The following is a 13,425-nucleotide window of genomic DNA, read 5'->3' on the forward strand; positions in this document are numbered from 1 at the left end:
CGGAGGCGGGAACCGTCAGTGCATCGACGGTGCCGGGGCGCCGTCCGGGGTGGCCGGTCGCCGCACGAGGGAGCACATCGCGATCCCGAACAGCGAGATCACCGCGCCGACGAGGAACGCCGTCCGGACGCCGGACGCCGTCGCCTCGGCGAGGCCGGCGGCGCCGCTGCCCGCCGCGGCACCCGAGGCGCCGATGGTGAGCAGGGTGACGAACAGGGCCGTCCCGGCCGCTCCGGCGAGCTGTTGCGCCGTGCCGAGGACCGCGCTGCCGTGCGAGTAGAGCTTCGGGGGCAGGCCGCCGAGCGCTGCGGTGAACAGCGGCGTGAAGGTGAGCGCGAGCCCGATGCTCAGGACGACGTGGGCGCCGAGGACGAACCACACGCTGGTGTCCACGCCCACCGTCGAGAGCCCCCAGAGGACGGCGCTGACGATGATCGCGCCCGGGATGAGGAGCACCCGCGGGCCGCGGCGGTCGTAGATGCGCCCGACGACCGGGGACAGCAGCCCCATGATGAGCCCGCCGGGCAGCAGGAGCAGGCCGACGTTCAGCACGTCGAGCCCGAGGACCCGCTCGAGGTAGATCGGCAGCAGGATCAGGGTGCCGAACATCGCCATGAAGCTGAGGCCCATCGCGACGATCGGGATCGTGAAGCCCTTCGTCCGGAACGTGCGGAGGTCGAGCAGTGCCCGGTCGGCGCGCTGCAGGCGGGTCTGCCGGACGACGAACAGGGCGAGGGCGACGGCACCGACCACGAGCGACGCGACCGGCACGAGCGGACCGGTCGAGCCGGCCTCGCCGATGCTCGACAGGCCGTAGACGATCCCGCCGAACGCGAAGGCGGACAGCACGACCGAGAGCACGTCGAGCGGCGCCTTCCGGGGCGTCGAGACGTTGCGGACCTTGACCATGCCGAGCACCAGCGCGGCGAGCGCGATCGGCAGCACGAAGCCGAAGAGCCACCGCCACGAGAAGGCGTTGAGGATGAGGCCCGAGATCGTCGGGCCGATCGCCGGGGCGACGGAGATGACGATCGAGATGTTGCCCATCACGCGGCCGCGGTGCGCGGGCTCGATGAGCGTGAGCACCGTCGTCATGAGCAGCGGCATCATGATCGCGGTGCCGCTGGCCTGCACGATGCGGCCGAGGAGCAGCATCGAGAAGCCCGGCGCGAGCAGCGCGATCAGGGTGCCGGCGGAGAACAGGCTCATCGCCCAGACGAACACCGGCCGGGTGTTGAAGCGCTGCAGCAGGAACCCGGTGATCGGGATGACGACCGCCATCGTGAGCAGGAACCCGGTGGTGAGCCACTGCCCGGTCGCGGCGCTGATGTCGAGGTCGTCCATGAGCCGCGGCAGGGCGACGCCCATGATCGTCTCGTTGAGGATCACGACGAACGCCGAGACCAGCAGCAGCCCGATCACGAGTCGGGTCTCGCCGGAGGAGGGCTGCGCGACGCTCCCGGTGCGGGGTGCGGAATCGACGGCCTGGGTCATGCGGGGCTCCTGGTGGATCACGACTGGTGGGACGAGGGGGCGCGACGAGCGCAGACAGGGCAACCGCCTGAGTGGATTCGATTATTCCGCTTCCGTCCGACATCCGCGCCGCCGGGCGCGCGCCGCGGTCCCGCTCCGACGCGCCGCGGTCCCGCTCCCACGCGCCGCGGTCCCGCGAGGATCAGTGCAGGATCGCGAAGCCCTCCACGTCGCCGTGCGGCACCACCGGGCGGCAGGACACGTCGGTCACCTCGGCGGACGGCGGCCCGGTCCGGATGAACGTCATCAGCGCGTCGACCGCGGGCGCCGGCCCCTCCGCCTCGACCTCGACCGTGCCGTCGAACAGGTTCCGGGCGTACCCGGCGAGTTCGAGTCCGTCGGCCTTCCGCGCGGTCCAGTACCGGAAACCGACCCCCTGGACCGTCCCCGACACGACGGCGTGCATCCTCGTCACCGTAGTCATGCGGCTCAATGTAGGCGCGCGGTCCGACCAGGAGTTTTCGTGGCTGTTTCCGTCTCGTGAAACCCGGTGATAGTGTCATCGCAACCCGAACACTTCGAGTCATCATGACACTATCTGCCGAGCTCCCCATCCGCGTCGCGGTCTCGACCGTGATCGTCGCGCTGCGCCCGCACCCGGACACCGGGGCCCCGGCGCTCTGGATGCCGCTCGTGCGCCGGGTGGCCGAGCCGTACGAGGGATCATGGGCGCTCCCCGGCGGGTGGGTCCGGCCGGACGAGGGGCTCGAGGACTCCGCCGCCGCCCGCCTCCGCGAGACCACGAACGTCCAGCCGCGCTACCTCGAGCAGCTCTACGCCTTCGGCGACGTCGACCGCTCACCGAGCCGCGTCGTGTCGATCGTCTACTGGGCCCTCGTCCACCCGGACGAGGCGAGCACGGTGCCGGACGACTGGAACGTGCGGTGGTTCCTCGCCGACGAGCACCCGCCGCTCGCGTTCGACCACGACCGCATCGCCGAGTACGCGCTCTGGCGCCTCCGCAACAAGATGTCGTACTCCCGGATCGCGCAGGCGTTCCTGGGGGACCGGTTCACCCTCGCCGAGCTCCGCGGGGTGTACGAGGCGGTGCTCGGGCGTGCGCTCGACCCCGCGAACTTCCGTCGTCAGGTCGAGAAGACCGACGCGATCCTGCCGACGGACGAGACCACGAGCGGGGGTCGGCACCGTCCGGCTCGGCTGTACCGCTCGAACCCCGACCTGGCCTACGCGGACAACGGCCCGCTGCAGCAGGGCAAGAAGCCGTAGAACCGAAGGAACGCCCGTGTCCATCGCCACCACCATCGAACTGATCTCCAACGGTCAGGCCGCCGGCAGCACCTGCACGCCCGACCTCGCGATGCCGACGTGGGACTTCGACGCCCGACCCGGGTACGGACCCGGGTCGTCGATGTCCGACGTCATCCCGACCTCCGCGCCCCGGCAGGGCGTCATCCCGGACGAGTACCGGAACGCGCCGGTCGACGAGCTGCACGAGCGCATCGAGCGCGCGAAGGCGACCCTCGGCGACCGGGTCGTGGTGCTCGGGCACTTCTACCAGCGCGACGAGGTCGTGCGGCACGCGGACTTCCTCGGTGACTCGTTCCAGCTCGCGAACGCCGCGCTGACGAAGCCCGACGCCGAGGCCATCGTGTTCTGCGGCGTGCACTTCATGGCCGAGACGGCGGACATCCTCGCCCGCGACGACCAGCGCGTGATCCTGCCGAACCTCGCCGCGGGATGCTCGATGGCGGACATGGCCGACATCGACAGCGTCGAGGCGGCCTGGGCGGAACTCGAGCAGGTCTACGGCACCGAGCCCGATGCCGACGGCCGGGTGCCGGTCATCCCCGTCACGTACATGAACTCCGCCGCGGACCTCAAGGCGTTCTGCGGGCGGCACGGCGGGATCGTGTGCACCTCATCGAACGCGGCCACCGTGCTCGAATGGGCGTTCGAGCGCGGGCAGCGCGTCCTGTTCTTCCCCGACCAGCACCTCGGCCGGAACACCGCCAAGGCGATGGGCATCAGCACCGACCTGATGCCGATGTGGAACCCCCGGAAGCCCCTCGGTGGTAACGACGCCCAGACCCTGCAGGACGCCAGGGTCGTGCTGTGGCACGGCTTCTGCTCGGTGCACCGCCGCTTCACCGTCGACCAGATCGACCAGGCGCGCCGCGAGCACCCGGGCGTCCAGGTGATCGTGCACCCCGAGTGCCCGATGACCGTCGTCGACGCCGCCGACCACGCCGGCAGCACCGACCTCATCCGGAAGACCGTCGCCGCCGCCACCGAGCCGACCACCTTCGCGATCGGCACCGAGATCAACATGGTGAACCGGCTCGCCGCCGAGTACCCGCAGCACACGATCTTCTGCCTCGACCCGGTCGTCTGCCCCTGCTCGACGATGTACCGGATCCACCCGGGCTACCTGGCGTGGGTGCTCGAGGCGCTCGTCGACGGCGAGGTCCTCAACGAGATCGTCGTGCCGGCTGACGTCCAGGCCGACGCCAAGGTCGCCCTCGAGCGCATGCTCGCCGCGAAGCCGCGAGCCTGAACCCCGAGCCTGAACCCCGAGCCTGAACCCCGAGCCTGGAGAAGCGAGGAAGCACCCGTGCACGTCGTCATCGTCGGCTCCGGCATCGCCGGACTCACCGCAGCGATCCGTGCGAGCGCCCGCCACGACGTCACCCTGGTGACGAAGGGGACGCTCGCCGACGGGGCGACGGCGTACGCCCAGGGCGGTGTCGCGGTGGCGCTCGGCGCCGACGACTCCGCCGCGCTCCACATCGCCGACACGCACGTGGCCGCCGCGGGCAGCGCCGACGTCCGAGCGGTCGAGGTGCTCTGCACGGACGGTCCCGCGCGGGTGCGGGATCTGCTCGCCCTCGGGGTGCCGTTCGACCGCACCGCTGACCCGGCGAGCCTCGACAAGTACGGCGACGACCTCGCCCGCGGGCGCGAGGCCGCGCACGGTCGGTGGCGCGTCGTGCACGCCGACGGCGACGCGACCGGCGCGGCCATCGAGGCGACCCTCGTCGGCGCCCTGCACCGCCGACACGTCACGATCCTCGAACGGACCTGCCTCGCCGACCTCGTCGTCCGCGACGGCGCGGTCGTCGGGGTCGACGTCCTCGACCTGCTCGGCGAACCGCGGCGGATCGACGCCGACGCCGTCGTGCTCGCCTCCGGCGGCGCCGGGCACCTCTACCGCGAGACGACGAACCCGCTCGTCGCGACGGGCGACGGACAGGCGGCCGCCTGGCGTGCCGGTGCGGTCCTGGCCGACCTGGAGTTCGTGCAGTTCCACCCGACCCGGCTCGCGGTCGCGGGCGGCGGGCTCGTGTCCGAGGCGGTCCGCGGCGAGGGGGCCGTGCTCCGCGATGCCCGCGGGCGCCGCTTCATGGCGGACGTCCATCCCGACGCCGAGCTCGCCCCCCGCGACGTCGTCGCCCGGGGCATCGCGGCCGCCCTCCGGGAGCAGGGCAGCGAGCCCGTGCTCCTCGACGCGACCGGCCTCGACCCCGCGTTCCTCGTCCGACGCTTCCCCGGGCTCACCCGCGCCACCCGGTCGGCCGGGTTCGACTGGACCCGCGAGGGCGTCCCGGTCGCCCCCGCCGCCCACTACGCGATGGGCGGGATCGTCACCGACGCCGAGGGACGGACGAGCCTGCCGGGCCTGTTCGCGATCGGCGAGGTCGCCTGCACGGGTGTCCACGGCGCGAACCGTCTCGCCTCGAACTCCCTGCTCGAGGGCCTCGTCTTCGCGGTCCGCGCAGCGGACGCGCTCGCCGTCCCGCGACCAGACCGACTCCGCCTCCGCGGCGACGCGACGCTCCCCGTCACCAGCGTGACCGGTGCGGTCGAGGCGAGCCGCGCCTCCCGTCCGGCCCGGCCAGGAGGCGCGGCTCGTCCGACCGACGGCACCTCCCTCCGGCAGGCGGTGCAGTCCGTCATGACGGACCGGGTGGGGCTCCTCCGCGACGCGACCGGTCTCGCGAGCGCGCGAGCGGACCTGGCCGCCCTCGTCGCCCCGGCACCGACCGGCGTCCGTGACCTCGAGGACCGGGCGCTCCTCGACCTCGCCCGCATCACCACCGTCGCCGCCGAGGCCCGGACCGAGTCCCGCGGCGCCCACGCCCGCACCGACCACCCCGACACCGACCCCGCAGCCCCCGCGTCCCGCGCGTGGGTCGCCCAGCACGCAGCCGTCCCGCAGGAGGTACCCGCATGACCGTCGACCCCGGCACGATCCCGCCGCACGCCCTCCGGCGCGTCATCGACACCGCGCTCGAGGAGGACGCCCCCTGGGGCGACGTCACGAGCGAGACGCTCATCCCAGCGGACGCCACCGCGACGGCGACCCTCGCCGCGCGGGAGCCCGGCGTCCTGAGCGGCGGTGACGTGTTCGTCCAGGTGATGCACGCCGTCGACCCCACGATCGACGCGGTGCTGCACGCGCCGGACGGCAGCCGCTTCGCCGCCGGGGACGTCCTCGCGACGGTGACCGGGCCCGCGCGGTCGGTCCTCCGGGCCGAGCGCGTCGCGCTGAACCTCGCGCAGCGGATGTCCGGCATCGCGACCGCGACGGCGACCTTCGTGGCGGCCGTCGCCGGCACTCGCGCCCGGATCGTGGACACCCGGAAGACCACGCCGGGCCTGCGGGCGCTCGAGCGCTACGCCGTACGGTGCGGCGGCGGCCACAACCACCGGACGTCGCTGTCCGACGCGGTGCTCGCGAAGGACAACCACCTCGCGGTGCTGCTCGCCGGCGGCATCGGCATCCAGGACGCGATCGCCACGGCGCGCGAACGGCTCGGCCACACCGTCCACCTCGAGGTCGAGGTGGACCGGATCGACCAGATCGAACCCGTCGTCGCGGCCGGCGTCGACACGATCATGCTCGACAACTTCACGACCGACCAGCTCCGGGACGGGATCGCCGTCGTCGCCGGGCGCGCCCTCGTCGAGGCCTCCGGCGGGGTCTCCCTCGACACGGTCGCCGCCATCGCCGCCACCGGGGTCGACGTCATCTCGGTGGGCGCGCTCACCCACTCGGCACGCGCGCTCGACCTCGGCCTCGACATCGACGTGTCCGTCGCCGCGACCGCCGGCGTCTGAGGTGTTCTACCTGGACCGAGCGGCCACGACGCCGGTCCGCCGCGAGGTGCTCGAGGCGATGTGGCCGTACCTGACCGGGACGTTCGGCAACCCGTCGTCCACGCACGCGGTGGGCGACGCCGCCGCACGTGGCCTCGCCGACGCCCGGGCGACGGTCGCCGCGGTCCTCGGGTGCCGCCCGGCCGACGTCGTGTTCACCACCGGGGGCACCGAGGGCGCGAACACCGCGGTGAAGGGCATCGCGCTCGCCGACCCGCGCGGACGCCACGTCGTCACCAGTGCGATCGAGCACGAGGCGGTGCTCGAGAGCTGCCGGTACCTCGAGCGCTTCCACGGGTTCGACGTCACCGTCCTGCCCGTGGACCGCGAGGGCGTCGTCACGCCGGACGTCCTCCGGGCGGGGCTCCGTCCGGACACCACCCTCGTCTCGATCGCGCACGCCGACAACGAGATCGGTACCGTGCAGGACGTGCCGGCGCTCGCCGAGGTCGCGCACGGCGTCGGGGCGCGGTTCCACACCGACGCGGTCCAGTCGGCGCCGTGGCTGCCCGTCGGACTCGACGTGCTCGGCGTCGACGCGGTGTCCGTCTCGGGCCACAAGCTCGGCGCGCCGAAGGGCACCGGGGTGCTCGCCGTCCGGTCCGGCGTGCCGCTCGAACCGCTGCTGCACGGCGGCGGGCAGGAGCGGGGGAGGCGGTCCGGCACCGAGGACGTCGCGGGAGCCGTCGGCGTCGCCACGGCCACGGCGCTCGTCGCCGCGACCCGGGACGACGCGGCCCGGACCGCGACCACCACCCGGGACGCCGTGCTCGACGGCGTGCTCCGGTCGGTCCCCGGTGCGTTCGTCACCGGGTCGCGGACGTCACGGCTGCCAGGGCACGCCTCGTTCTGCTTCCCCGGGGTGAACGGCGAGACGGTCCTGCTCGAGCTCGAGGAGCGCGACGTCGTGTCGTCGTCGGGGAGCGCGTGCGCGGCCGGCAGCACCGAGACCTCGCACGTGCTGACGGCGCTCGGCCTGTCCGACGAGGTCGCCCGGACGGCGTTGCGCCTGACGTTCGACGCCGGTCTCACCACGGCGGACGTCCCGGTGGTCGTCGACGCCGTCGCGGCCGCGGTCGGGACGGTCCGCGCGCTTGCTTGAGCCCCATCAGTGGTGTACTAGACGTTCTACTCCATGAGTGGGGTCGTGTCCCCCCTTTTGCGGACCGACGAAGTGCGTCAGAGTGTTCACATGGCAAACGCGATGACGACTCGGGTCCGGCAGGAGGACCACTTCCGGGCGGTCCAGCTCCTCCCTGCACCTGCGACCGTCGTGGCGCTCGTCCTGGCCGCGCAGCACGACCTCGGCACCGCCCCGCTCGGGCTCATCGCCGTCGTCGGAGCCCTCGCGACCCTCGGGAGCAGCCTGCTCCCCATGGTCCGCCCCGCCGCGGCCCGACGGTCGATGCCCGCACCGACCGAGACAGACCGGTACCGAGAGGACACCGAACACCCTTGAGGACCAGCACCGTCGCGTCCGACCCCCTGCGGACGCCACGGTGCGACGAGCCGGACCAGGCCCCCTGACCTCGGTCCGGCGCGGGGCACGACACCCCCTGATCCGTCGTGCTCCGCAGCACCTGTGACCCGTCGTGGGCACGGGCGTCGCTTCCCCTGTGCGACGCCCGGAACCCCTGTGCCCACGGCGGGTCCGGGTGCGCCGCGCCAACGCGCACGAGCGCCCGAACGCTCGTGCGCGGCGGCAGCGGCGGCAGCGGCGGCGCGCGCTAGCGTGGGCCCGTGCCCTCGTACCGCGTGACCCTCGCCGTCGGTGCGCTCGCGGCCGACACCGCCCCTGATGCCGTGCTGCCGACCGCCGCCGGGCTCGTCGCCGAGCTCGTGGTGGTCGAGGCCCGCGACGTCCGGCTACTGCGCGGTGTCCCGTGCGCCGTCGTCCGGTTCGAGGCGCCGTCCGACGACGTCGCCGAGGCCGTCGCGGAGCACACCGCGACCGGTCTGCGCACGACGGCTGAGGTGCGCTCCGTCGTCGTCACCCGTCGTGACGGCGGTCGCTGGACCCCGATCGCCTGAGGAGCGCTGGGAGGCTCGTCGTCATCGCGTGACCGGCGCGACCGTCCCCGGCCACACGTAGTCGAGGTCGTCCGGCACGTCCGGGAACAGCGGTCGGTAGTGCTCCGGCGCCTTCTGCACGAGCTTCGACCGGTGCGAGCGGTGGACGGCGGGGTCAGCGTTCCACGGCGGCACCGGGTACTCGTCCCGCTCGTACGCCGCCAGGTCCGCGGGGACGAGCGCGAGGTCCGCGAGGGTCTTCGCAAGGCACGTGTCGGCGTGTCCGCGCTCGGTCCAGACGTCGCAGGTGGCCCGCTGGTACGCCATGAGTGCCGGTCGGTAGCCCCGCCACATCGCCGTGACGGGGTGGTGCTGCCAGCCGTAGTCCGGCAGCGTCACTGCCCGCATGACCTGCAGCGTCTCGACGCGCTGCTTGCCGAGGCGCCGGTCGTCGAGGGCCTCGGCCGAAGCGCGGAAGTCCGGGTACGGCAGGAACGTCTGCATGGCGCGGACGGTACGCGGCGCCCCTGGAACCCGACACATGCCGTCACACGCCGACCGCCGGGACCGCGGTCGTGTGAGCATCGACCCCATGAGCGGAGAACTCGTCGTCGGCGTCAGTGGCAGCCCCTCGGACCCCTCGCGGACGTCCACCCTGGTGGCGGCGACGGTGGCGCGCCTCGGGCAGGAGATCGACGACGCCCGCACCGAGACGATCGAGATCGGGCCGCTGCTCGCCGACCTCGGTGCCTCGCCGTCCCGCGAGGCGATGTCGGACCGCACCCGCCGCGCACTCGAGACCGTCGAGGCGGCGGACGTCCTCGTCGTCGGCAGCCCGGCGTTCCGCGCCGCCTACTCGGGCGCGTTCAAGCTCTTCTTCGACTGGATCGGGCAGTACGACCTCGTCGACACCCCGGTGCTGCTCACCGCGACCGGGGGGAGCGATCGGCACGCCCTGCTCGTCGAGCACCAGATGCGCCCGCTGTTCGGCTTCTTCCAGTCGACCACGCTGCCCATCGGCGTCTTCGGCAACGAGCGCGACTTCACCAAGCGCGACGGCGGCTACGACATCGCGAACGTCGACCTCGAGCTCCGCATCGACCAGGCTGTCCAGCGGGCGCTGCCGCTCATCCGCGGGGGCTTCGCCACCGCCGCCACGACCGACGTCCGGCGCCCCGCCGACTTCTAGCGCCCCGTCCGGGCGTAGTGGATCGATTCGGGCGTACCGGGTCGATTCGGGCGTACCTGGTCGAACGTTCCGACCGAGTACGCCCGGAACGACGTTCCATCGCGCGCGTTCTGGGAAGAAGCGGGCGCCGGGCGCCGGGCGCCCGGGTGTCAGGCGCGGGGTACCGGGCACGGACGCGGCCGTGCGTGGGACGGGAGGCGCGGTGCGGGCCCGACCCGCGCCTCCTGGACCCGACTCAGCCGACGAGCGACGCGACGTGCGCGACCGCCAGGCGGTACCCGTCGGCCCCGGCCCCGGCGATGACGGCCGTCGCAGCCGTCGCGACGTGGTCGACGTGCCGGAACGGCTCGCGCTTCCACGTGTTCGACAGGTGCACCTCGACCACCGGGACCGACAGCGCCTCGACCGCGTCGTGCAGCGCGACCGAGGTGTGCGCGTAGCCGGCCGGGTTGATGACGACGGCGGCGAAGTCGTCGAGCGCCTCGTGCAGCCACTCGACCAGCTCGCCCTCGCGGTTCGTCTGCCGGAAGTCCGCCTCGAGCCCGTGCACCGCGGCCTCGGTGTGCACGATCGCCTCGATCTCGGCGAGCGTCACCGTGCCGTACTGGTCCGGGTCGCGCCGACCGAGGATGTCCAGGTTCGGGCCGTTGAGGACGAGGATGCGCGACTGCTCGGTCATGCGGCGAGCCTACCGAGGGCCGAGGTCACCACGCGCGCGGATGCATGCCTCGGCTATGTGAACGGTCACAAAGCGGTGTAACGTTCCCGTCCGGATCGGCAGAGTTGTCGATCGCAACACATCGACGTGGAGTGTGAATGGTTCTCGCTGCAGCGAACAACGGGATCCGGCTCGATCTGGGCTGGGTCGACTACCTGATGATCATCGTGTACTTCGCGGTGGTCATCGGCATCGGGTTCACCGCCCGCCGGCAGGTCCGGACGAGCATGGACTTCTTCCTCTCGGGGCGCTCGATGCCGGCGTGGATCACGGGCCTCGCGTTCGTGTCCGCGAACCTCGGTGCGACCGAGATCCTCGGCATGGCCGCCAACGGTGCCCAGATCGGCATGGCGACCCTGCACTACTACCTGGTCGGCGCCGTGCCCGCGATGGTGTTCCTCGGGCTCGTGATGATGCCGTTCTACTACGGGTCGAAGGTCCGCTCGGTGCCGGAGTTCATGCTCCGCCGCTTCGGCAAGGCCCCGCACCTGGTGAACTCGATCGCGTTCGCGGTGTCGAACGTGCTCATCGCCGGCATCAACCTGTACGCGATGGCCATCGTCATCGAGGCGATGCTCGGCTGGCCGGAGTGGCTCGCGATCATCGTGTCCGCGGGCTTCGTGCTCGTCTACATCACCCTCGGCGGGCTCTCGAGCGCCATCTACAACGAGGTCATGCAGTTCTTCGTGATCATCGCCGGGCTCATCCCGCTGACGATCGTCGGCCTGCACCGCGTCGGCGGCTGGGACGGCCTGTCGAAGGCCATCACCGAGACCCAGGGCGTGCAGCACCTGCAGGCGTGGGCCGGCACCGGCTTCGGCGACGTGACCAACCCGATCGGTGCGAACTGGCTCGCGATCGTGCTCGGCCTCGGGTTCGTCCTCGGCTTCGGCTACTGGACGACGAACTTCACCGAGGTGCAGCGCGCGTTCTCGGCGAAGAACATGTCCGCCGCCCGTCGCACCCCGCTCATCGCGGCGATCCCGAAGCTCTTCATCCCGGCCATCGTCGTGATCCCGGGCCTCATCGCCGCCGCGGTCGTCGGCAACCAGTTCGCCTCGGGCGCGCTCGACTACAACGACGCCATCCCGAAGCTCATCCAGATGTACCTGCCCACGGGCGTGCTCGGCGTCGCGGTCACCGGCCTCCTCGCCAGCTTCATGGCCGGCATGGCGGCGAACGTGTCGTCGTTCAACACCGTCTTCACGTACGACATCTGGCAGCGCTACATCAAGCCGAACATGCCCGACGTGCACTACCTGAAGACCGGTCGCTGGGTGACCGTCGTCGGCGTCCTGGTCGGCATCGCGACCGCGTTCATCGCCGCGCAGGCGTCGAACATCATGACCTACATGCAGACCCTGTTCTCGTTCTTCAACGCGCCGCTGTTCGCCGTGTTCATCCTCGGCCTGCTCTGGAAGCGGATGACGACCGCCGGTGCGTTGTGGGGGTACGTCCTCGGCATCGTGGCGCCGACCGTCACGTGGATCGCGTACCTCGTCAACCCGGACCTGTTCGCCACCGCGACCGCCGAGACCCTCTACGGCGCGATCATCTCGTTCGTCACCGTGCTGGTCGTCGGGTTCGTCGTGTCCATGCTGACGAAGCCGAAGGACGAGCGGGAACTCGGAGGACTCGTGTACGGCGTCGGCAAGATCGACCTGCACGGCGACTCCGTCGCGACCGACACGGCCTGGTACCGGTCCCCGGCACTGCTCGGCACCGTCGCACTGATCCTGTGCGTCGTCCTCTACCTCCCGTTCCTCTAGGCCCGCGCTGACCCGCGAAGGAGATCTCCCATGAGCGACACCACCACCGCCATGACCGAGGAGCAGAAGGCAGCCCTCGTCCGTTCCACCCGTCGACTCGACCTGCGCAGGATCCTCGGCGGCCTGTTCGTCGTCTACGGCGTCATCACCACGATCGTCGGCATCGTCCACTGGGACACCGACCCGCAGAAGACCGGCGGCATCCACATCAACCTCTGGGTCGGACTGTCGATGCTCGTCGGCGGGCTGCTCTTCTTCCTCTGGGACCGGCTGGCCCCGGTCCCGGCGGAGGACATCATCGGCCAGGCCGAGGCGGAGGCGGACCAGAAGGCCGCCGGCGAAGGCCGCGACCACTGACCAGGCTGCGCTGATCGACGGACGGGAGGCGCGGTGCCGGCTGGCACCGCGCCTCCCGTCCGTCTCGCATGCGGTCGGCGTGGATCCGGGACGCACGGACCGGTTGCTTCGCCGGTGGAACGGTTGCGCTCCGGCTCCGCGCGCGCCAGGTTGGGCAGGACGAAAGGATCTCCCGTGGACACGATGGTCTTCATCAACCTGCCCGTCGCCGACCTCGAACGATCGAAGGCGTTCTACGAGGCCCTCGGCTACTCGATCAACCCCGCGTTCAGCGACGACACCGCGGCGTGCGTCGTGGTGAGCGACACGATCTGCGTCATGGTGCTCACCCACCCGAAGTTCGCCGAGTTCACCACGAAGGCCATCGCCGACGCGGACACGATCGAGGTGATCAACTCGCTGAGCGCCCCCTCGAAGGACGAGGTGCACCGGATCGTCGACGCGGCGGTCGGCGCCGGCGGGACCGAGGACCGCCCCGAGATGGACCTCGGCTTCATGTACCAGCGGAGCTTCCTCGACCCCGACGGCCACCGCTGGGAGTACGTGTGGATGGACCAGCAGGCGGCCGAGGACGGCCCGCCCGCCGCATGACCGGGGGGGGGGGGGGGGGGGGGGGGGGGTGGGGGGGGGGGGGGGGGGGGGGGGGGGGGGGGGGGGGGGGGGGGGGGTGTGGGGGGCGCTCGGTCGGGTGTGGGGTGCGCTGGGGTCGGGCGCGGCGCGGCGCGGGTGCG

Annotated in this window: 15 protein-coding genes; 11 read left to right on the forward strand and 4 right to left on the reverse strand. The window is 72.1% G+C overall.

Features of this window, described 5'->3' with window-relative positions; translation table 11 throughout:
- Positions 1-15: 15 nt before the first annotated feature.
- Together ACIQUC_RS16805 and ACIQUC_RS16810 are read right to left on the reverse strand one after the other, a co-directional pair.
- Positions 16-1,494 (reverse strand): MDR family MFS transporter, encoded by a 1,479-nt coding sequence (locus ACIQUC_RS16805; RefSeq protein WP_402269181.1) that lies wholly within the window; start codon positions 1,492-1,494, stop codon positions 16-18.
- A 181-nt stretch (positions 1,495-1,675) separates the two neighbouring features.
- A complete protein-coding gene (locus ACIQUC_RS16810) occupies positions 1,676-1,939 on the reverse strand; it encodes an acylphosphatase (protein WP_083858049.1) in 264 nt (87 codons plus the stop codon).
- A 122-nt stretch (positions 1,940-2,061) separates the two neighbouring features.
- Here ACIQUC_RS16810 and ACIQUC_RS16815 point away from each other — a divergent pair, with 122 nt between their 5' ends.
- The 7 genes from ACIQUC_RS16815 (at position 2,062) to ACIQUC_RS16845 (ending at position 8,682) form a co-directional block, all read left to right on the forward strand.
- Positions 2,062-2,760 (forward strand): NrtR DNA-binding winged helix domain-containing protein, encoded by a 699-nt coding sequence (locus ACIQUC_RS16815; RefSeq protein ID WP_402269183.1) that lies wholly within the window; start codon positions 2,062-2,064, stop codon positions 2,758-2,760.
- Between the two features lie 16 nt (positions 2,761-2,776).
- Positions 2,777-4,048: a quinolinate synthase NadA gene (nadA, locus tag ACIQUC_RS16820; RefSeq protein WP_402269185.1), complete on the forward strand. Its 1,272-nt coding sequence runs from the start codon at positions 2,777-2,779 to the stop codon at positions 4,046-4,048.
- A gap of 57 nt (positions 4,049-4,105) precedes the next feature.
- The gene (gene nadB, locus ACIQUC_RS16825) at positions 4,106-5,725 is read left to right on the forward strand and encodes an L-aspartate oxidase (protein WP_402269187.1); all 1,620 of its coding nucleotides are present in this window, start codon (positions 4,106-4,108) and stop codon (positions 5,723-5,725) included.
- Positions 5,722-6,612 (forward strand): carboxylating nicotinate-nucleotide diphosphorylase, encoded by an 891-nt coding sequence (gene nadC, locus ACIQUC_RS16830; protein WP_402269189.1) that lies wholly within the window; start codon positions 5,722-5,724, stop codon positions 6,610-6,612. Before nadB ends, nadC begins: the two co-directional genes overlap by 4 nt.
- A gap of 1 nt (position 6,613) precedes the next feature.
- Positions 6,614-7,753 (forward strand): cysteine desulfurase family protein, encoded by a 1,140-nt coding sequence (locus tag ACIQUC_RS16835; RefSeq protein ID WP_402269191.1) that lies wholly within the window; start codon positions 6,614-6,616, stop codon positions 7,751-7,753.
- 90 nt (positions 7,754-7,843) lie between these two features.
- Positions 7,844-8,110 (forward strand): hypothetical protein, encoded by a 267-nt coding sequence (locus ACIQUC_RS16840; RefSeq protein WP_402269193.1) that lies wholly within the window; start codon positions 7,844-7,846, stop codon positions 8,108-8,110.
- 281 nt (positions 8,111-8,391) lie between these two features.
- Positions 8,392-8,682: a hypothetical protein gene (locus ACIQUC_RS16845; RefSeq protein WP_022908246.1), complete on the forward strand. Its 291-nt coding sequence runs from the start codon at positions 8,392-8,394 to the stop codon at positions 8,680-8,682.
- A 21-nt stretch (positions 8,683-8,703) separates the two neighbouring features.
- On the opposite strand, the gene ACIQUC_RS16850 is transcribed toward ACIQUC_RS16845, so the two are convergent.
- Positions 8,704-9,165: an MSMEG_6728 family protein gene (locus ACIQUC_RS16850; protein WP_402269195.1), complete on the reverse strand. Its 462-nt coding sequence runs from the start codon at positions 9,163-9,165 to the stop codon at positions 8,704-8,706.
- An 88-nt stretch (positions 9,166-9,253) separates the two neighbouring features.
- On the opposite strand from ACIQUC_RS16850, the gene ACIQUC_RS16855 reads away from it, so the two are divergent.
- Positions 9,254-9,850 (forward strand): NAD(P)H-dependent oxidoreductase, encoded by a 597-nt coding sequence (locus ACIQUC_RS16855; RefSeq protein ID WP_031263125.1) that lies wholly within the window; start codon positions 9,254-9,256, stop codon positions 9,848-9,850.
- 235 nt (positions 9,851-10,085) lie between these two features.
- Here ACIQUC_RS16855 and aroQ read toward each other — a convergent pair whose 3' ends face one another.
- The gene (aroQ, locus tag ACIQUC_RS16860) at positions 10,086-10,529 is read right to left on the reverse strand and encodes a type II 3-dehydroquinate dehydratase (protein ID WP_402269197.1); all 444 of its coding nucleotides are present in this window, start codon (positions 10,527-10,529) and stop codon (positions 10,086-10,088) included.
- A 137-nt stretch (positions 10,530-10,666) separates the two neighbouring features.
- On the opposite strand from aroQ, the gene ACIQUC_RS16865 reads away from it, so the two are divergent.
- The 3 genes from ACIQUC_RS16865 to ACIQUC_RS16875 all read left to right on the forward strand — a co-directional run bounded on the left by ACIQUC_RS16865 (position 10,667) and on the right by ACIQUC_RS16875 (position 13,285).
- Entirely contained in the window at positions 10,667-12,337 is a 1,671-nt protein-coding gene (locus ACIQUC_RS16865; protein WP_022908242.1) for a sodium:solute symporter family protein, read from the forward strand.
- 30 nt (positions 12,338-12,367) lie between these two features.
- Positions 12,368-12,694: a hypothetical protein gene (locus tag ACIQUC_RS16870; protein WP_022908241.1), complete on the forward strand. Its 327-nt coding sequence runs from the start codon at positions 12,368-12,370 to the stop codon at positions 12,692-12,694.
- Positions 12,695-12,877: 183 nt separating this feature from the next.
- Entirely contained in the window at positions 12,878-13,285 is a 408-nt protein-coding gene (locus ACIQUC_RS16875) for a VOC family protein (RefSeq protein WP_402269311.1), read from the forward strand.
- Positions 13,286-13,425: the final 140 nt, after the last annotated feature.

It is taken from the genome of Curtobacterium sp. NPDC098951 (genome assembly GCF_044759965.1).
In the GTDB taxonomy this organism is placed as follows: Bacteria; Actinomycetota; Actinomycetes; order Actinomycetales; family Microbacteriaceae; genus Curtobacterium.

Coding starts and splice junctions, on each gene's coding strand:
- ACIQUC_RS16870 (WP_022908241.1), top strand. CDS start 12,368: ATGAGCGACACCACCACCGCCATGACCGAGGAGCAGAAGGCAGCCCTC.
- ACIQUC_RS16865 (WP_022908242.1), top strand. CDS start 10,667: ATGGTTCTCGCTGCAGCGAACAACGGGATCCGGCTCGATCTGGGCTGG.
- ACIQUC_RS16815 (WP_402269183.1), top strand. CDS start 2,062: ATGACACTATCTGCCGAGCTCCCCATCCGCGTCGCGGTCTCGACCGTG.
- aroQ (WP_402269197.1), bottom strand. CDS start 10,529: ATGACCGAGCAGTCGCGCATCCTCGTCCTCAACGGCCCGAACCTGGAC.
- ACIQUC_RS16805 (WP_402269181.1), bottom strand. CDS start 1,494: ATGACCCAGGCCGTCGATTCCGCACCCCGCACCGGGAGCGTCGCGCAG.
- ACIQUC_RS16840 (WP_402269193.1), top strand. CDS start 7,844: ATGGCAAACGCGATGACGACTCGGGTCCGGCAGGAGGACCACTTCCGG.
- ACIQUC_RS16875 (WP_402269311.1), top strand. CDS start 12,878: ATGGTCTTCATCAACCTGCCCGTCGCCGACCTCGAACGATCGAAGGCG.
- ACIQUC_RS16810 (WP_083858049.1), bottom strand. CDS start 1,939: ATGCACGCCGTCGTGTCGGGGACGGTCCAGGGGGTCGGTTTCCGGTAC.
- ACIQUC_RS16855 (WP_031263125.1), top strand. CDS start 9,254: ATGAGCGGAGAACTCGTCGTCGGCGTCAGTGGCAGCCCCTCGGACCCC.
- ACIQUC_RS16850 (WP_402269195.1), bottom strand. CDS start 9,165: ATGCAGACGTTCCTGCCGTACCCGGACTTCCGCGCTTCGGCCGAGGCC.
- nadC (WP_402269189.1), top strand. CDS start 5,722: ATGACCGTCGACCCCGGCACGATCCCGCCGCACGCCCTCCGGCGCGTC.